Below are 17442 nucleotides of genomic sequence, written 5' to 3'. Positions count from 1 at the left end.
TGGGTTCTCCGGAGTCGGGTCGGGCGGGATCGGCGGTGGTGGTGCGGCGAGGTGCGGTGCGGTGCGGCGGTCAGGTCACGCGGTCAGCTGCGCCACGCGCCCCGCATACCGGTGCTGCCACCCGGTGCCGGTCGCCGCCGTGACGACCACGTCGTAGTACCCGTCCGTGGTCGGCCAGGTGATCGTCTCCGTCGCGCCGGGGTGCACCCACACGCTGCGCGTGCCACCCGCGAAGTCGTTGGCGGTGAGCGTGTAGTGCACCGGCTGCAGGCCGTCGTCGTGCAGCGCGATCGTCAGGGTGGGCTCGCTCCCCGCGACCAGTGCGACGTCCACCCGGGGCACGCCGGCGTTGTCCTGCCCGGCCGGCAGCACGGTGCCCGCGTGCGATCGCACGAACCCATCCGGTCCGTACACGGTGAACGCGTATCGACCGTCGTGCGCCGCCGCATCCCAGCTGTACGCCGCGGGCGACGCTGCCGTCACCGTGTGCGGCGTGTTGCTGAACGGCAGGTACTTGTCGGGGAACGCCTGCAGGCTGACCGCTTTCCCCGCCGCGCCTCCGACGAGGCTCAGCCGCGCGGTCACGGTGCCGGTCTCCCTGTCCTCCTCGAACGTGCCGTGCGGGTGGAACGACAGCGGGCGGGGGCGCAGCGCGCCGCCGTCCCACTTGTCCGCCGGCGGCACCTGCGTGCTGATCGTTCCTCCTGCGCGCGCGATCTGCACCAGCGCCTCGGTGTCCGGCAGCGACGGGATGTCCACCACCGGATGTGCGAAGTCCAGCGCACTCGTCAGGTCGCCGCTGATCCCGCGCCGCCACTGCGTGATGGTGGTGCTGAGCGCCGGGGTGCCGAGCGCCGTGGTCCAGGTCTCCAGGAACTGGAGAATCGAGGTGTGGTCGAACGTCTCGCTGTTGACCCAGCCGCCGCGGGTCCACGGCGACACCAGGATCGCCGGGACGCGGGCGCCGTAGCCGATGGGCGTGCTGCCGGAGTACTCGCCGGGCGTGCCCGGCTCGGCGAACGGTGGGAGGACGTGGTCGTAGTATCCGTCGTTCTCGTCGAACGTCATGATCAGCAGGGTGCTCTTCCACAGCTCTGGATTGCTCTGCAGCGTCTGGATCACCCGGTTGCTGAAGTGCGCGCCGTGCTCCGGGTTCGCCGACGGGTGCTCGGTCCAGCCGTACGGGGCGACCACCCACGACACCTGCGGGAAAGGCTGGGCCGCACCGGGCTGGCAGGCGGCGATGAAGTCCTTGAGCACGGCGTTCAGGTTGGCGTCGCTGTCGTTGTTGGGGGCGCCGGTCGGGGCGTACGGCGCCGACCCCGCCCGCCAGACGAGGCCGGTCCCCGGGGCGTTCTTGACCGCATCCACCCGGTTGGCCGCGTCGGTCGCCGTGCTGCCGGAGGTGGTGAACGCCGCGAACCCGCGGATCGGGTTGTCGGTGTAGTCGCCGACCCAGCTGCTGCCGTTATTGCTGTTGTCGACGTAGATGCGCCACGAGACGCCCGCCTTCTGCAGCGCCTCCGGGTATGTCTGCCAGGTGCGGGTGCCGTTGGACTCCCCTCCGTTGTCCGTGACGCCGTTGGAGGTGCCCGTCCAGTGGTAGAGCCGGTTCGGGGTGGTCGGTCCCATCACGGAGCAGTGCCAGGCGTCGCAGATCGTGTACGCGCTGGCGAGAGACCACTGCCACGGGATCTCCTCGCCGGTGACGTAGTTCATCGTGGACGGCCCTTTGGCCCCGATCCAGTTGTTGTACCGGCCGCCCGCCCACGCGCCGAGCCCGCCGGAGTACGAGTGGTCGAGCCCGGTCGTGGTGCCGGCGACGGTGGTGACCCTGCTCGGCTTCACGAACGACGCCCCGCTCGGCTGCGAGAACACGTCGGTGCCGTTCTGGAACCGCAGCGCCTGCTTGTCCTCGAACCCGCGCACGCCGGGAAGGGCGCCGTAGTAGTGGTCGAATGCACGGTTCTCCTGCACGAGCACGACGACGTGCTTCAGGTCGCTGATGTCCCCGGCGAAACCGTCGGGCAGCACGTACGCGGGTGCCCGCCGCCCAGCACCGGCGGCCTGCCCGGCCTGTCCTGCCCACGCCGCACCGGTCGTGCCGCCCAGTACCGCGGCGCCGCCGAGCAGCCCGAGCGCCTTGAGCATCCCGCGCCGGGACAGCCCCGACCGCAGCACCTCCGGAGGAACGGTCTCCGCGCGCTCGTACGGGTCAGGGATGAAGTCTTCCGGCTCGCTGGACATGGCTCTCCTGGTGTCTGATTCGTTCAAGGCCGCGGACAGCCGACCAAACCGAAGGAAACCGCCGGTGAACGCCAGGCGACCGAAGACCCCGGATGCGCGTGCACGGCCGAATTCGCACGCCGAGTGTTCACACTGGGCGTCGCGGGACGGCGTCGCCGGACGGCGTCGCGATGCGACTGTCACACCACCGCGCGGGTGCTCTCCCCCGCGTTCACGTCGAACGCGATCGTTCCGGCCAGATACCGGTCGACCCCGAGCTCCACGACCCGGCCATCCCTCGTCGCCGTCGTGCGCGACACCTGCAGCAGCGGGCTGGACCGCCGCACCCGCAGCAGCGCCGCATCCTGAGTGGACGCGGCGACCGCCTCGATCCGGTGGCTGCCGGACGTCACCCTGATCCCCTCCAGCGCCAGCGCCGCCGTGGTCGACGCCACGTCGTCTGGCATCGCGTCGACCACGTCCGCCACCCACGGCGCCCACGCCGACCGCTCCACCATCACCACCAGCCCGTCCAGCGTCCGCACCCTGGTGAAGCACAGGATGCGCTCGCCCGGCCGCACCCCCAGCTGCTGCGCCTCCCGCGCATCCGCCCCACGCCGCACCCGTTCCGAGATCAGCCCGCCGGCGACCCGCCCGCCGGCCTCCGCCCACTGGGCGAACGACAGCATCCTGTCGAACACCTGGGTGTGGTGCCGAGCCTGCACCATCCAGCCGTCCCTCGGCCGCGCGAGCACCAGCGACTGCCGCGCCAGCTTCGCCATCGCCCCGCGCACGAGGCTCCTGGTCACCCGGTACTCCTCCGCCAGCGACGCCTCGCTCGGCAACCGCATCCCCGCCACGAACTCCCCCGACTGGATGCGCCTCCGCAGGTCGGCGGCGATGTCCTGCGACGCGATGGTGCGGGGGCTCTCACTCTGCTGCGGCACCCCAGGAGCGTACGGCGGCCGGGAGACCGGCAGGTGGCGCGGGGCTTAACGGGAGCCGGGCGCCGCCGGCCGCCGGACGGTCAGCGTCTGCTCCGCCCTCCCCACCGGTCCCCGTTCGTCGTGGAGCCCGGAACTGGTCAGCCCCTGCCCGGTCGGCCCGAACGTGACGGTCGTGTCGAGCCCGACCCAGCGTCCGGTGGGCTGCGTGTGCAGGTGGATCGTGAGGTCGAGGTTGGGGAACATCCACTCGCCGGGCTGCTGGCGAACGGCGATCCCGTTGGCGGTGTCGACCAGGGCGATGAACGCGGCATGCGCGCTGACGGCCTCCCCGGCCACGAGCTCCCGATCGGTGCGGAGCCACGCCATCCCCCGTCCGGGCCGCGGCGGCTCCTCGGCGCGCATCTCGAGCGAAGCGACGTAGCCACCGGGCCAAGTGTCCGCGATCCCCCACTCGTGCCCCTCCTCCGGCACGGAGAACGTCGCCGACTCGCCGCCGGCGACCTCGCGGGTGTCGCTGTCGATCGTGTACCAGCCGCGCGCCAGCACGACGGCCCTCCCCGCGATGGCGAGGGTCGCCTGCACCAGCTCGATCGTCCGCCCCGGACGCAGCGTCTCCACCGCGATCTCGCACACGTCGGCGGCGAGAAACCCCAGGATGTCGAAGCTGAGCCGGGCGAGAGACATCCCGGCCGCACCGTGCGCCGCCCGGTGGACATCCATCGCGTGCGCGATCAGGCCGCCGAGCGGACTGAAGTGGATCTCCGCATCGTTCCACGCCCCGCCGGCGTCGGGCAGCGGACGGAAACGGCTGTCGTCGAGACGTTCGAAGTATGCGCTCATCGCACACCATTCTGGCGGGCGGAGGCGGGAAAAGCCGCCCCCGCCCGATCTGCGATCAGTTCGACGACGAGAGCCCGTGAAGCATCTTCTTGATCTGCTCCTGCACCTGAGCGTCGTCGGTCTCGAAGATCGCATAGCTGATGCCCGCGGTCTGGATCGGCCGGTTGGGGTACTTCGTGTACGTGGGAAGCACTCCGAGCAACCGGTCGGCCATCTGCGGCAGCTGCCAGGTCTTCTCGGCGAAACTGTTCATGAAGATGTCGTACCGCTCCTGCGGGTCCTGCCACAGGTCGAACAGCTCCGGCACGATCGCCGTGTATGACGCGGGGCCGCGCCAGCCGTCGCGGACGTTCCAGATCGCTTTCCACTTGCCGAGGCGGATGGCGCCCGGGATGGCCTCCGTCTCGGTCATGTAGAACCAGTGATCTCGCGTCGACGGGCCCTCGCCTTTCAGGAGGGCGGTCTGGTCGTAACTGTCGAAAATGGTCGGTTCGCCGTCGCGATCCTCGGTCGGAAGGTCCACGCCCGCAATGCTCGCGAACGTCGCCATCAGATCCAGCGACCCGACGATCTCGGAATTGCGCCGCCCGGCCTCGATGGTCCCCGGCCACCACGCGATGGCGGGGACACGGCTGCCGCCCTCGTAGTCGGTTCCCTTGGTGCCTCGGTACGGCGTGTAGCCGCAGTCGGGATACACGTCCTGCCACGCGCCGTTGTCCGTCGTCCAGATGATCAGGGTGTTCTCGGCGATGCCCAGCTCCCGGACCTTGTCGACGACCTGCCCGACCCGGTGATCGAGTTCGACGAGGGAGTCGAGATACTTCGACTTCGCGAGCGAAGAACCTTCGAAATCCGGATGCGGCAGGTTCGGCTGGTGCAGCTTGGCGGTATTGAGGTACAGGAAGAACGGGTTCTCGCCGGCGGCGTGTTCCTCGAGGTAGTCCAGCGCGATAGCCGTCGACTTCTCGTCGATGAACGGGATGTTCGACGAGTCGACCTTCTCCACCTCGTGCGGCTGCTCCCCCGTCGTGCCTTCCAGAGCGCCGGTCACATTGCCCCACATCTTCATGGTGGCCGGATCGTCGAACGGGAAGTCCGGGTTGTACGCCTTGTCGGTGTATGTGTACGCGTTCAGGTGGTAGAGGGTCGTGTTGAACATCTGATCGAACCCGTGAGCGGTCGGCATGGCGTAGTCGGCCTCTCCGAGATGCCATTTGCCGATGTGGCAGGTGTCGTAGTCCGCCTTCTTGAGCACGCTGGCCAACGTCCACTCTGCCGCCGGAAGTCCGCCGCCCTGGCCGGGGAAAGCGACAGTGGTCATGCCGCTGCGGATCGGGAGTCGGCCGGTGATCGCCGCAGCCCGTCCCGGCGTGCAGCTCGGCTGCCCGTAGAACGACAAGAACTGCAAGCCCTCAGCGGCGAGGCGATCGAGGTTGGGCGTCGGCGCGCCACGGTTCTCGCCGCCGCCGTAGCAGCCCAGATCCCCCCAACCGACATCGTCAGACATGAACAGGATGATGTTCGGCTTCTCAGGCATCCGAGCCCCCTCGCATAACGGAACGATATGGCTGGACCCTAGCAACTGGAAAGGCTTCGCAACAGACTCGTTCTCTCGGCGAAAGTGGTGGAAAATTGCAGCACCTGCGCTGACTCCATCCGAGCCGCGGCGATCGAGGAGGCTCACGATGGCTGAACCGCACCTAGCGTCCTGGCGAGACACCCCGACCCTGGCGGCGATCGTCTCCTTCGTCGAGTCGGTCGCGACAGGACCGGGGGCGGTCCCTGTCGAGCAGCGGGTCGCGGTCTTCGACAACGACGGCACCCTCTGGATCGAGAAGCCGATGCCGACGCAACTGCACTACGTCGTGGAGCAATGGCGCACCAGACTCCGCGCCGACCCCGCACTCGCACGGCACCAGCCGTACACCGCCGTGGCCAGCGGCGACCTCTCGTGGATCGGAGCAGCCGTCGACAAGCACTACGACGGCGACGACGACGACCTCCACGCGCTCATCGGCGCCCTCGTCGAAGTGACGGAACAGAGCAGCGTCGAGGACTACGCCCGTTCCGTGTCCGAGTTCTACCGCACGGCGCACCACCCTGTCCTGGACAGACCGTACGCCCAGACGGTCTACCAGCCGATGGTCGAGCTGCTGCACTACCTCGGCGCCAACGGCTTCGTCTGCTACATCGTGTCGGCGGGCGAACGGGACTTCATGCGTCCCATGTCGGAGGGTTATTACGGCGTTCCCCCCGAACGCGTCGTCGGGTCGGCGTACGAACTGACGTACGACGAGGAATCCGGAGAACTGCGGTATGGCGCATCCCTCGCCTTCTTCGACGACGGACTCGAGAAACCAGCGCGCATCTGGAACCGCATCGGCCGGCGGCCGTTGCTCGCCGGGGGCAACGCCAACGGCGACATCCCGATGCTGGACTTCACCCGTCACTCCGGCACCGGCCTCGCACTGCTCATCCACCACGACGACGACACCGGCCGCGGAGACATCCCGTACGACAAGGGTGCCGAGCGGGCGCTCGCCGAGGCGGATGCTCGTGGCTACACCGTCGTCAGCGTCAAGAACGACTGGTCGGAGATCTTCCCGGCGGCTCCGTCAGCGTGAGCCTCGACCGCCGCGAGGCGGTTCAGGCGTCGCGTGCGCAGCGGAACCCGATGTGCGACATGCCTGTGTCCTCCGCCTGGGGTGAGCGCGCAGCGGGACGGAACCGAAGACAATAGTCCGGCGAGCACAGGTGCGATCCGCCCTTGAGCACGCGCCGCGCGATCTCCGGGAACTCCGGCTGGGCGCTCGCCGTTGCGAGCAGGTTCTGCCGCTTACCGGCATCCACCGGCTTATCGGACAGACGCAGATGCCGGGGCGTGTAGTAGTCGGACGTCCATTCCCAGACGTTGCCGACCATTTCGTAGAGCCCGTATCCGTTGGCCGGGTACGAACCGACGGGCGCGGTGCCGCCGACACCCTGGTTGTCGTACGGGAAGCGGCCGAGCCAGGAGTTCGCCTGCGCGGTGCCGTCCGGATAGATCTCCTCGCCCCAGGCGAAACGCGCCCCATCCAGGCCTCCCCGGGCCGCGTACTCGTGCTCGGCCTCGGTCGGGAGACGCAGCCCTGCCCACCCCGCATACGCCCGGGCGTCCTCGAACGCGACGTGCACGACCGGATGCTGCATCCGGTCGGCGATGGACGAGCCCGGTCCGAACGGCCGCCGCCAGAAGGCGCCCGGCGTCCACGTCCACCAGTTGCGCCAGTCGTTCAGATCGACCGGACCGGCCGACGGGGTGAACACCATCGAGCCGGGGACGAGGGAAGCGGGATCGGCTCCGGGGAACGCCGCAGGGTCGAGCTCGCGCTCTGCGACGGTCACGTAGCCGGTCGAATCGACGAACTCCGCGTACTGCTCGTTCGTGACTTCATAGCGGTCGATCGAGAACGAACGGACGTCGCGCTCATGGACGGGCCGTTCGTCGGGATAGAACTCGTCCGATCCCATCAGGAACGAGCCGCCGTCGATCAACACCATGTCCCGCGTCCGTGACTTCACGACCTCACCCTAACTCGCAGGGGGCCGGTGGGCGGGGACTTCGCGGGACTCGAACAACGCGTGACAGCGACCGATGGTGGAGATGGGGGGAATTGAACCCCCGTCCACTGCTGTGGTCATATGCCTTCTACGGGTGTAGCCAGTGTTGACGTTCTACTCGGCTCCGGAATTTGCCACTGGCACCTAAACCGACGAGCCCAGCATCAGTGCACGTCCCTCCACGCCCTGATACTCAACATGGAGGCAAGCTCTCTAGATGACGCCAGAATCCGGGTAGAGAGCTATTCCCGGCTTGACGGTCTCATAAGTTGCTTTGGAAGAACTTACGCCGCGAGGGCGAAGTCTGCCTTGGCAGAGACAGTGCTCTTTGAATTGGCACTTGTTTTTTGCATGCATCGTTTACGAGATAAGCATGCATCCTCGACCCGCTTCTCACACTCTCGCAGACAATGTCGAAACCGATCATCCCCATGCGCAGCCGGTGAGGCTGGGTCGCTGTCACGCGCTGTTGAGTTGTCCAGATACTGTTCTCACCGCTTGCGGCGAGCTTCTTATCCTACAACATCCCGAGGCCCCGTTCTATGCCACGATCGGAAGATGGCCGACACGATCATCACCGTCCAGGGCGAATACGAACTGCATCAGCCTGCCGAACGCGGCACCGTCCGCCTCACCGTTGCGTACGACGGACCGAGCCGGGATGAGGTGCTCGCGCTCACGACGCAGCGCCACCGCTCCCTCACCAGCGAGCTGCGGGACATCCACAATCCGCAGTCGGGGCCAGTCACCTGGTGGTCGTCCGACCAGTTGCGGGTGTGGGGCGAGCGGCCGTGGAACCAGAACGGCAAGCAGCTGCCGATCGTCTACCACGCCCAGGTCGGCATCGAGGCGAAGTTCAGCGACCTCGCCGCACTGTCCGATTGGGTCGGCGTCGTGTCGCTGCTCGACGGCGTCACCGTGTCCGGCGTGACCTGGGCACTGACGGAGGCGCGCAAGCAGACCCTGGTGCAGGAGGCGCGACGCCGGGCGGTCGAGAACGCCGTCGCGAAGGCGACCGTCTACGCCACCAGCCTCGGGCTCGGCTCCGTCAAGCCGCTCGCGCTCAGCGACCCGGGAATGCTCGGCGACCACACGTCCACACAGCAGCAGTCGCAGCCGATGTTCGCGAGGGCGGCGTCCGCGGACGTCAGCGGTGGGACGCTGGCGTTGAAGCCGGAGGACATCACCATCGCGGTTCAGGTGCACGCGCGTTTCGCCGCATCCTGAGCCGCGACGCCGCGACCCCGCGTCAGCTCTCCTCGACCAGCACCGAGCGCAGCTTGGGCAGTTCCAGGTCGTCCAGCCCGGCGTCCTTCAGGTAGGCGTGGACGCCTCCCCGCTCGCGGTCGATCAGGTCGAGCGCCGACTCGAGCGCTTCCGGCGGGCTGCCTCCCATGATCACGCGCAGATCGGGAGTCACCTCGACGCCGTGGCTCTGCACCAGCTTCAGCATGCCTTCGAGCCAGGGGCCGGCGAGGTTCGCCTGCGTGCGCGCGTAGTCGTCGACCACCGTCTGCCTGTCGACGCCGGCCGCCAGCAGGGCGAGCGCGATCACGATGCCCGTGCGGTCTTTGCCCGCCGTGCAGTGCACCACCACGCCCTCGTCCCCGGTGTCCGCGATCTCGCGCAAGGCGGTGATCACCACATCCGTGTGCTGCAGCACGATCTTCGCGTACAGGTCGGCCAGGGTCGCGCCGATCGTGGCCTGGGAGGCGCCGGAACCCTCGAACACCGGCAGGTGCAGCACCTCCACGTCCAGCCCGTCGAGGTCGTCCGGCAGCGTCTTCACCTCGAAGTCGTCGCGCAGGTCGATGATCACCCGCACGCCTAGCTCGCGCAGCGCGTCCTTGCCCGTCTCGCCCAGCGAGTGCAGGCCGTCCGAACGGAACAGCTTGCCCGATCGGATCGTTCCGCCGTCGGCCCGGTAGCCGCCGACATCGCGGAAGTTGTACGTGCCGTTCACGGGGATGCGCGGTGCGATCGAACTCATGCGTTCAGTCTGCCACGCGCCCCCGACGCGCCACCCGCGCTCCCCCAGCGTGCGTCACGCCGAGGCGCTGCCGCGGCTACTCGCCCAGGTGCTTCCTGCTCGACATGGCCCTGTCGGCCTCGCGCTTGTCCTGCCGCTCGCGCAGCGCCTGGCGCTTGTCGTACTCGCGCTTGCCCTTGGCCACCGCGATCTCGACCTTCGCGCGCCCGTCGCTGAAGTAGATCTGCAGCGGGACGATCGTGTACCCGCCCTCTTTCACCTTGTTGTGGATCTTGAGGATCTGCGCCTTGTGCAGCAGCAGCTTGCGCTTGCGGCGCGGGGCGTGGTTGTTCCAGGTGCCGTCCGCGTACTCCGGGATGTGCACGGCGTCGAGCCACGCCTCGCCTCCGTCGACGAACGCGTATCCGTCCACGAGGGATGCGCGACCGGCCCTCAACGACTTCACCTCGGTCCCCGTCAAGACCAGACCGGCCTCATAGGTGTCTTCGATGGTGTAGTCGTGGCGGGCTTTGCGATTGGTGGCCACCACCTTCTGGCCACGTTCCCTGGGCACAGCTCACTCCTGACGCGTTCGATCGGATGCCGCCCGCGGTACGCAAGGCAGCCATCCAGTATATGGCGAACTAGACCTTCAGGTAGCGACTGATCGCGAAGTTCGCCGACGCCGCCGCCAGAACCACCCCCACGAGGAGCAGCAGGGGCGCCACGACGAGCGCATCCCCCTCCCCGACGAAGTTGATCGACTGGATGCGTTCGGACAGGAACCCGCGCACGAAGAAGTGCACGATCCCGTACACCGCCCCCGCCGCCAGGATCGAGCCGATCAGTGCGGCGAACACGCCCTCCAGGATGAACGGCGTCTGGATGAACCGGTTGGACGCACCCACCAGCCGCATGATGCCCAGCTCCCGTCTTCGCGAGAACGCCGACAGCCGGATGGTCGTGGCGATCAGCAAGGCCGCCGCCACGAGCATCAGCGCTGCGATGCCGATGGCGGTGAAACTGGCCGCGCGGAGGATCGAGAAGATCTGGTCAAGGTAACTGCGCTGGTCGACGACGCTCTGCACACCGGCGGCACCGGACAGCGTCTCGGTCAGCACGGCCGAGTTGCTCGGGTCCTTCAGGTTGACCCAGAACGTCTGCGGGATCATCTCCGGCGTGACGAAGTCGGCGATCTGGTTGCCCTTGAACTGCTGCTTGAACTGCTCGTAGCCCTGCTTCTGATCCTGGAAGTAGAACTTCTGGATGTACGGGGACAGCTCAGGAGACTCGAGCTGCTTCTTCACGGCGGCGATGGTCTGCTCGTTCGCCGCCCCTCCGACACAGTTGTCGGTCTCCGTGCACATGTACACGGCCACCTGGGCGCGGTCGTACCAGTAGGTCTTCATCTGGTTGATCTGCATCTGCAGCAGCACTGCCGTGCCGACGAACGTCAGCGAGATGAAGGTGACGAGGATGACCGAGACGACCATCGACACGTTGCGGCGCAGCCCGTTCGCTGCCTCGGACCAGATCAGGCCGAATCTCATTTGGTCGGCCCCACATTCTGCTCGCCGTTGGAGTCGCTGTCATCCCGCAGGCCCCGGAGGTCGAGGTTCGCGGTGAAGTTGAGGTGGTCGGGGAGGTCCTTATCACCCGCGGGAGGCGGGGGCGGCGGTGGCGGCGTTGTCGCGGCCGTCGCGAACTGCACTGGCGCGGGGTATTGCTGCTGAGACGGCGTCTGCTGCTGCTGCGCCGACACGGGCTCCGGATGCGCGACACCGGCCTGCGGGACGGCCACCGGCTGCTGCGGCTCGGCGGGGGCGGGTTGCGTCTGCTGCGGTGCGGCCTGGACCGGTACCGGAACGCTGACCGGCGCCGCGGGGTCGGACGTGGGAACGTGCGGCCTGGCCATCTCGTGCTGCGGCTCGTACGCCGGCTGCTGCTGCTGCGCGTACACCGGCTGCTGCGGCTGCTGCTGCACCGGCGCGGACGCCGCGCGCGCATCCTGCAGCTGCTCCGCGGCCTGCATGGTGGGGATCGCCGCGGTGACGCCGTAGCCGCCGTGACGCTCGTCGCGGATGATCTGCCCGTTGACGAGCTCGATCACGCGACGCTTCATCTGGTCGACGATCGCGGCCTCGTGCGTGGCCATGAGCACCGTGGTGCCGCCCGCGTTGATGCGGTCGAGCACGGCCATGATGCCGGCGCTGGTGGCGGGGTCGAGGTTACCCGTCGGCTCGTCGGCCAGGAGCACCTGCGGCTTGTTCACCACCGCGCGGGCGATGGCGACGCGCTGCTGCTCACCACCGGACAGCTCGTGCGGGAGGCGCTGCGCCTTGCCGTCGAGGCCGACCATCTTCAGCACGTCGGGGACGGCCTCCTGGATGAAGCCGCGCGACTTGCCGATCACCTGCAGCGTGAACGCGACGTTCTCGAAGACCGTCTTGTTGGGCAGCAGGCGGAAGTCCTGGAACACCACGCCGATGTTGCGGCGGAAGTACGGGACCTTGCGCGACGAGATCGTGCCCAGGTCCTGCCCGAGCACATGGATCTTCCCCGTGGTGGGCTTCTCCTCTTTGAGGATGAGCCGCAGGCAGCTCGACTTGCCCGAGCCGGATGCACCGACGAGGAAGACGAACTCCCCACGCAGCACTTCGAGGTTGATGGCGTTGAGTGCCGGGCGCGAGGTGCCCGAATACTGCTTGGATACGTGTTCGAACCGGATCATGACCTCTAGAGACTAAGCAACCCTGGGCCGATCCGCAGTAGCGACTCACCATTGCGCGACAAGCCTGGATGCGGCCCGAACGGCAGCCGTCAGCGAGCTATCCGGCGAATCGGAACGTGTTGGTGTCCCTGCGCACGAACCCGACGGACTCGTAGAGCCTGATCGCCGCCACCCTGGACGGGCGGGAGGTGAGGTCGAGGGTGCGGATGCCGAGTTCGGCCGAGCGGGCGATCATCGCCTCGAGCAGGCTCCTGGCGACACCGCGGCCGCGGGTGCTCTCGTCGACGACCACGTCGTCGATGTGACCGCGGAGGCCGGTCGGGATGGCGTACGCGACCAGCGTCGCCATGCCGACGATCGCGCCGTCGAGGCGGGCGACGAACAGGGTCGCGGCCTCGCTCGCCACGACGCGCTCCAGCAGCGCCCTGTCGAAGGTCGCGCTGGACGAGAGCTGCGGGAGCAGCGTGACGACAGCATCCACCAGCTCGTCGTCGACGACGGAGGCGACCTCGATCACCGCGGACGGCTGGCCGCTCACGCGTCGGCCTTCGCGCCTGCACGCCACCGGATGCCGGCGGCGATGAAGCCGTCGAGGTCTCCGTCGAAGACGTTGGCGGGGTTGTTGACCTCGTAGTCGGTGCGCAGGTCTTTGACCATCTGGTACGGCGCGAGCACGTAGCTGCGCATCTGGTCGCCCCAGCTGGCGGTGATGTTGCCCGCGAGTTCCTTCTTCGCCGCAGCCTCCGCCTCGCGCTGCAACAGCAGCAGGCGGCTCTGCAGCACGCGCATGGCGGCGGCGCGGTTCTGGATCTGGCTCTTCTCGTTCTGCATCGAGACCACCGTTCCCGTGGGGAGGTGGGTGATGCGGACGGCGGAGTCCGTGGTGTTGACCGACTGGCCACCCGGGCCGGACGACCGGAACACATCCACCCGGATGTCGTTGTCCGGGATCTCGATCGACTCGGTCTCCTCGATCAGCGGGATGACCTCGACCGCGGCGAACGAGGTCTGGCGCTTGCCCGCCGAGTTGAACGGACTCATCCTGACCAGGCGGTGCGTCCCCGCCTCGACGGACAGCGTGCCGAAGGCGTACGGCGCGTCCACCTCGAAGGTGGCCGACTTGATGCCGGCCTCCTCCGCGTAACTGGTGTCCATGACCTGCACGGGGTACTTGTGCTGCTCGGCCCAGCGCAGGTACATGCGCAGCAGCATCTCGGCGAAGTCGGCGGCGTCCACACCACCGGCGCCCGCGCGGATCGTGACGACGGCGGGACGCGGGTCGTACTCGCCGTTCAGGAGCGTCTGCACCTCGAGGTCGCCGAGGCTCTTCTGCAGCGACTCGAGCTCGGTGCGCGCCTCGGCGGCGGTGGCTTCGTCGCCCTCGCCGTCGTTGGCCATCTCCACGAGCACTTCGAGGTCGTCGAGCCTGCGCTCGATCGAGGTGATGCGGGCGAGCTCGGACTGCCGGTGGCTGAGCGCGCTGGTGATCTTCTGGGCGTTCTCGGTGTCGTCCCAGAGATCGGGGGCGCCCGCCTGCTCGCTGAGCGAGGCGATCTCGGCGGTGAGAGCGTCCACGTTCACCACGGAACGGATGTCGGCGAACGTCGAGCGCAGTTCGGCGATCTGCTGGGAAAGATCGATTTCAATCATGTCGCCGACCAGCCTACCGGGGAGGTCCGGCCGCCGGGGCCCCGCACATCCAGTTGTAGTGTGTTAAAGAAATGACTTCCGACGAGCGACCCTTCTCTTTCCGGTCCGTGGCGCTCGCCGCCTTCCTCCCCACGCTGCTGTTCTCCATCGGCGAGGGCGCGATCATCCCGATCATCCCCATCGCGGCGGGCAATCTCGGTGCGAGCCTGGCCATCGCGGGCTTCATCTCCTCGATGGTGATGCTCGGCGAGCTGGCCGGGGACATCCCGAGCGGCTGGGTGGTGTCGCGGATCGGCGAGCGCGCCTCGATGATCTACGCCGCCGTCGTCGCGATCCTCGGCGTCGGCGTCTGCCTGGTCGCTCCCAACTACTGGGTGCTCATGGTCGGGATCTTCGTGGTCGGCCTGGCGACGGCGGTGTTCGCCCTCGCGCGCCACGCGTTCATGACCTCGTACGTGCCGCAGCGCTACCGCGCCAGGGCGCTGTCGACGCTCGGCGGCATCTTCCGCTGCGGCTGGTTCGTCGGACCGCTGATCGCCTCGCTCGTGATCAGCGTCACCGGATCGACGCAGTCGGTGTTCTGGATCTTCATCGTCAGCTGCCTCGGCTCGGTGGTCGTGCTGATCGTTCTGCCGGACCCGGAGAAGATGTTCGGGCCGAGCCCGGCCGCGGCGGTCGAGGGCGGCGAGGTGCTGACCGCCGGGGAAGAGGAGGCGGAGGAGCGCACGCACGGCCTGTTCCGCACCATCTGGTCGTTCAGGGCCGTGCTGGCCAGGATGGGCACCGGCGTCGCGCTGATCGGCGCCATCCGGTCAGCCCGCACCGTGCTGATGCCCCTGTGGGCCATCAGCATCGGCCTGAGCGAGGCGAACACGGCGCTCATCATCGGCATCGCCGGTGCCGTCGACTTCGCCCTGTTCTACGCGAGCGGGCAGATCATGGACCGCTTCGGCCGGATGTGGAGCGCCCTGCCGTCGATGCTCGGCCTGGCGCTCGGCTTCCTCACGCTCGCCTTCACCCACGACCTGGATGCGCGGGTCGCCTGGTACATCGGCGTCTCGCTCTTCCTCTCTGTCGCCAACGGCATCGGCTCCGGCATCATCATGACGCTCGGTGCCGACCTCGCCCCGAAGGATCAGCCTGCCCCGTTCCTCGGCGCGTGGCGGTTCGCGGGAGACGCCGGCCAGGCGGCGGCCCCGCTGCTGGTGTCCCTGCTGACGGCCGTGGTCTCCCTCGCCTTCGCCAGCGGCGCGATCGGGGTGCTCGGCTTCGTCGGCGCCGCGATGCTCGCCCGGTACATCCCCCGCTACGTCCCGCGCCGCGCCCGGCCGAGCGAATAGCTCCCTCCCCCTTCGCGCCCGCGACGGAATAGTCTCGGTGCAACAGCGTTGGGGTGTATGCAAACGCATACACCTGCGACACGGGATGAGGACAGTATGAGCACGAAGCTCGAACTCGGGATCGACACGTTCGGCGACGTCACCAACGACGCGGACGGCCAGCCGCTCCCCCAGGCGCAGGTGCTGCGCAACGTGGTGGCGGAGGGCGTGCTCGCCGACCAGGTCGGCCTCGACTTCATCGGCGTCGGGGAGCACCACCGCAAAGACTTCGCCGTGTCGGCGCCCGAGGTGGTGCTGGCCGCCATCGCCGGGCAGACCGAGCGCATCCACCTGGGTTCGGCGGTCACCGTGCTCAGTTCGGACGACCCCGTGCGCGTGTTCCAGCGCTTCGCCACGCTCGACGGCGTCTCCGGCGGCCGCGCGGAGGTCATCCTCGGCAGAGGGTCGTTCATCGAGTCGTTCCCGCTCTTCGGCTACGACCTCGGCCAGTACGAGGAGCTGTTCGAGGAGAAGCTGAACCTGTTCACCGAGGTGCGCAAGCAGGAGCCGGTGACCTGGACGGGCGCTCTCCGCGCATCCCTCGACGGCCAGTCGGTGTATCCGCACCTGGAGAACGGCCTGCTGAAGACCTGGATCGGCGTGGGAGGAAGCCCGGAGTCGGTCGTCCGCGCCGCCCACTACGGCCTGCCGCTGATGCTCGCGATCATCGGCGGAGGCCCGATGCGGTTCAAGCCGCTGGCCGAACTGTACCGCAACGCGCTCGAACAGTTCGGCGGAGACACCACCCTCCCGATCGGCGTGCACTCCCCCGGCTTCATCGCCGCCACCGACGAGGAGGCCAAGGAGACGCTCTGGCCGCACTACGAGGCGATGACCAACAGGATCGGCCGCGAGCGCGGCTGGCCGCCCGCGACGCGTGCACGGTTCGAGCACGAGGCGGGAGAGGACGGCGCCCTGTTCGTCGGCTCGCCGGAGACGGTCGCGAAGAAGATCGCGTACACCGCCAACGGGCTCGGCATCGAGCGCTTCGACCTCAAGATCAGCAACGGCACCCTCGGCCACGACCACCTGATGAAGGCCATCGAGCTCTACGGCACCGAGGTCGCCCCGCGCGTGCATGAGCTATTGTCGTAGCCGCGCCTAGCGCACCGCGGGAGTGGTGAAATTGGCAGACACGCAGGATTTAGGTTCCTGTGCTTTCGAGCGTGAGGGTTCAAGTCCCTTCTCCCGCACCAAGCACCGGACGTCTCCCAGCGGGCGCAGGGACGACACAGGGACGGCGCAGGGTCAGACCACAGGATGATCTTTTCTCACGGCGTGCACATTCGCATGGTCTCCGCAGGTGGCGGCCACTAAACTCGGCAGCATCCCGCACCGAACGCCCTCTGGAGAATCTTGATCCATCACGCCGGACTCATCCCGTGGCTCGACCCGCACACCATCATCGATGCCGCCGGTCCGTGGGCGCTCGTCGTCGTCGGCGCGATCGTGTTCGCGGAGACGGGCCTGCTCGTCGGGTTCCTTCTGCCGGGTGACACGCTCCTCGTCATCTCCGGACTGCTCACGCACACCTCGCTGGTGTTCGGCGTCGACATCTGGTGGGTCTGCCTGGTGATCGCGTTCGGGGCATTCCTCGGCGGCGAGGTCGGCTATCTGATCGGCCACAAGTTCGGGCCACGGGTCTTCGAACGCAAAGAGAGCGGGCTGTTCAGCATGGAGAACGTGCGCCGCACCAACGCGTTCTTCGACCGCTTCGGCGCTCTCGCCGTGATCGTCGCCCGCTTCGTGCCGATCGTGCGCACCTTCGCGCCCGTCGCGGCCGGCGTCGGCCACATGAACTACAAGAAGTACTCGCTCTACAACGCCATCGGCGCGCTCATCTGGGGCGCAGGGCTCACCTACTTCGGCTTCCTCATCGGCTACATCCCGCCCGTCGCCAACTTCGTCTCCAGCTACATCGACATCATCCTGATCGGCGCCGTGCTGATCACGCTGGTGCCCACCCTCATCCACTACTTCCAGTCGCTGCACAAGGCGAAGAAGAAGGCGGCAGCGGCGGCCGAAGCCGGCGAGCCCACCAGCGCGCCCGAGCCCCGGACGACGCCGGACGCCTGATACCCCGACGCCTGACACCCGGAC

Annotated in this window: 16 protein-coding genes, 1 tRNA gene and 1 other RNA gene; 6 read left to right on the top strand and 12 right to left on the bottom strand. The window is 68.1% G+C overall.

What is annotated here, in order from left to right; translation table 11 throughout:
• Window positions 1-75: 75 nt before the first annotated feature.
• From HF024_RS07760 to HF024_RS07745, 4 genes are all read right to left on the bottom strand, one after another.
• Window positions 76-2247, bottom strand: coding sequence for an alkaline phosphatase family protein (locus HF024_RS07760; RefSeq protein ID WP_168689187.1), 2172 nt, complete (start codon window positions 2245-2247; stop codon window positions 76-78).
• 179 nt (window positions 2248-2426) lie between these two features.
• Window positions 2427-3173 (bottom strand): GntR family transcriptional regulator, encoded by a 747-nt coding sequence (locus HF024_RS07755; protein WP_168689186.1) that lies wholly within the window; start codon window positions 3171-3173, stop codon window positions 2427-2429.
• Window positions 3174-3218: 45 nt separating this feature from the next.
• Window positions 3219-4013, bottom strand: coding sequence for a thioesterase family protein (locus tag HF024_RS07750; protein WP_168689185.1), 795 nt, complete (start codon window positions 4011-4013; stop codon window positions 3219-3221).
• 55 nt (window positions 4014-4068) lie between these two features.
• Window positions 4069-5550: an arylsulfatase gene (locus HF024_RS07745; RefSeq protein WP_168690830.1), complete on the bottom strand. Its 1482-nt coding sequence runs from the start codon at window positions 5548-5550 to the stop codon at window positions 4069-4071.
• Window positions 5551-5698: 148 nt separating this feature from the next.
• Here HF024_RS07745 and HF024_RS07740 point away from each other — a divergent pair, with 148 nt between their 5' ends.
• A complete protein-coding gene (locus tag HF024_RS07740) occupies window positions 5699-6637 on the top strand; it encodes an HAD family hydrolase (protein ID WP_168689184.1) in 939 nt (312 codons plus the stop codon).
• Window positions 6638-6659: 22 nt separating this feature from the next.
• Here HF024_RS07740 and HF024_RS07735 read toward each other — a convergent pair whose 3' ends face one another.
• A complete protein-coding gene (locus tag HF024_RS07735) occupies window positions 6660-7553 on the bottom strand; it encodes a formylglycine-generating enzyme family protein (protein WP_168690829.1) in 894 nt (297 codons plus the stop codon).
• A 95-nt stretch (window positions 7554-7648) separates the two neighbouring features.
• Window positions 7649-8044: a transfer-messenger RNA gene (ssrA, locus tag HF024_RS07730) on the bottom strand.
• Window positions 8045-8171: 127 nt separating this feature from the next.
• Here ssrA and HF024_RS07725 point away from each other — a divergent pair.
• Window positions 8172-8840, top strand: coding sequence for an SIMPL domain-containing protein (locus HF024_RS07725; protein ID WP_168689183.1), 669 nt, complete (start codon window positions 8172-8174; stop codon window positions 8838-8840).
• Window positions 8841-8862: 22 nt separating this feature from the next.
• On the opposite strand, the gene HF024_RS07720 is transcribed toward HF024_RS07725, so the two are convergent.
• The 6 genes from HF024_RS07720 to prfB all read right to left on the bottom strand — a co-directional run bounded on the left by HF024_RS07720 (window position 8863) and on the right by prfB (window position 13963).
• Window positions 8863-9603, bottom strand: coding sequence for a tyrosine-protein phosphatase (locus tag HF024_RS07720; RefSeq protein WP_168689182.1), 741 nt, complete (start codon window positions 9601-9603; stop codon window positions 8863-8865).
• 76 nt (window positions 9604-9679) lie between these two features.
• Window positions 9680-10156 (bottom strand): SsrA-binding protein SmpB, encoded by a 477-nt coding sequence (gene smpB, locus HF024_RS07715; protein ID WP_055892644.1) that lies wholly within the window; start codon window positions 10154-10156, stop codon window positions 9680-9682.
• 70 nt (window positions 10157-10226) lie between these two features.
• Entirely contained in the window at window positions 10227-11132 is a 906-nt protein-coding gene (gene ftsX, locus HF024_RS07710; protein ID WP_085369479.1) for a permease-like cell division protein FtsX, read from the bottom strand.
• Window positions 11129-12313, bottom strand: coding sequence for a cell division ATP-binding protein FtsE (gene ftsE, locus HF024_RS07705; protein WP_168689181.1), 1185 nt, complete (start codon window positions 12311-12313; stop codon window positions 11129-11131). The genes ftsX and ftsE overlap by 4 nt, the downstream gene beginning before the upstream one ends.
• Before the next feature lie 97 nt (window positions 12314-12410).
• Complete coding sequence (locus HF024_RS07700; protein WP_085369477.1) at window positions 12411-12851, bottom strand: GNAT family N-acetyltransferase; 441 nt, start codon at window positions 12849-12851, stop codon at window positions 12411-12413.
• Window positions 12848-13963 carry a peptide chain release factor 2 gene (prfB, locus tag HF024_RS07695; RefSeq protein WP_085369476.1) on the bottom strand — a complete coding sequence of 372 codons (1116 nt, stop codon included), beginning with the start codon at window positions 13961-13963 and terminating at the stop codon, window positions 12848-12850. The genes HF024_RS07700 and prfB overlap by 4 nt, the downstream gene beginning before the upstream one ends.
• Window positions 13964-14034: 71 nt before the next feature.
• Here prfB and HF024_RS07690 point away from each other — a divergent pair, with 71 nt between their 5' ends.
• The 4 genes from HF024_RS07690 (at window position 14035) to HF024_RS07675 (ending at window position 17418) form a co-directional block, all read left to right on the top strand.
• Window positions 14035-15303 carry an MFS transporter gene (locus HF024_RS07690; RefSeq protein ID WP_168689180.1) on the top strand — a complete coding sequence of 423 codons (1269 nt, stop codon included), beginning with the start codon at window positions 14035-14037 and terminating at the stop codon, window positions 15301-15303.
• A gap of 96 nt (window positions 15304-15399) precedes the next feature.
• Window positions 15400-16437 carry an LLM class flavin-dependent oxidoreductase gene (locus tag HF024_RS07685; RefSeq protein ID WP_168689179.1) on the top strand — a complete coding sequence of 346 codons (1038 nt, stop codon included), beginning with the start codon at window positions 15400-15402 and terminating at the stop codon, window positions 16435-16437.
• Window positions 16438-16453: 16 nt separating this feature from the next.
• Window positions 16454-16538, top strand: a tRNA-Leu gene (locus HF024_RS07680).
• A gap of 160 nt (window positions 16539-16698) precedes the next feature.
• On the top strand, window positions 16699-17418 hold the full coding sequence (locus tag HF024_RS07675; protein ID WP_168689178.1) for a VTT domain-containing protein: 720 nt from the start codon (window positions 16699-16701) through the stop codon (window positions 17416-17418).
• Window positions 17419-17442: the final 24 nt, after the last annotated feature.

It is taken from the genome of Leifsonia sp. PS1209, assembly GCF_012317045.1.
Classification (GTDB): Bacteria; Actinomycetota; Actinomycetes; order Actinomycetales; family Microbacteriaceae; genus Leifsonia.
This window is presented reverse-complemented; position numbering and strand designations above follow the sequence as displayed.

Bases quoted from the DNA above. Each gene is read 5' to 3' on its own strand.
- HF024_RS07760 (WP_168689187.1), bottom strand. From the start codon at position 2,247: ATGTCCAGCGAGCCGGAAGACTTCATCCCTGACCCGTACGAGCGCGCG.
- HF024_RS07750 (WP_168689185.1), bottom strand. From the start codon at position 4,013: ATGAGCGCATACTTCGAACGTCTCGACGACAGCCGTTTCCGTCCGCTG.
- HF024_RS07745 (WP_168690830.1), bottom strand. From the start codon at position 5,550: ATGCCTGAGAAGCCGAACATCATCCTGTTCATGTCTGACGATGTCGGT.
- HF024_RS07740 (WP_168689184.1), top strand. From the start codon at position 5,699: ATGGCTGAACCGCACCTAGCGTCCTGGCGAGACACCCCGACCCTGGCG.
- HF024_RS07735 (WP_168690829.1), bottom strand. From the start codon at position 7,553: ATGGTGTTGATCGACGGCGGCTCGTTCCTGATGGGATCGGACGAGTTC.
- HF024_RS07725 (WP_168689183.1), top strand. From the start codon at position 8,172: ATGGCCGACACGATCATCACCGTCCAGGGCGAATACGAACTGCATCAG.
- HF024_RS07720 (WP_168689182.1), bottom strand. From the start codon at position 9,603: ATGAGTTCGATCGCACCGCGCATCCCCGTGAACGGCACGTACAACTTC.
- ftsX (WP_085369479.1), bottom strand. From the start codon at position 11,132: ATGAGATTCGGCCTGATCTGGTCCGAGGCAGCGAACGGGCTGCGCCGC.
- ftsE (WP_168689181.1), bottom strand. From the start codon at position 12,313: ATGATCCGGTTCGAACACGTATCCAAGCAGTATTCGGGCACCTCGCGC.
- prfB (WP_085369476.1), bottom strand. From the start codon at position 13,963: ATGATTGAAATCGATCTTTCCCAGCAGATCGCCGAACTGCGCTCGACG.
- HF024_RS07690 (WP_168689180.1), top strand. From the start codon at position 14,035: ATGACTTCCGACGAGCGACCCTTCTCTTTCCGGTCCGTGGCGCTCGCC.
- HF024_RS07685 (WP_168689179.1), top strand. From the start codon at position 15,400: ATGAGCACGAAGCTCGAACTCGGGATCGACACGTTCGGCGACGTCACC.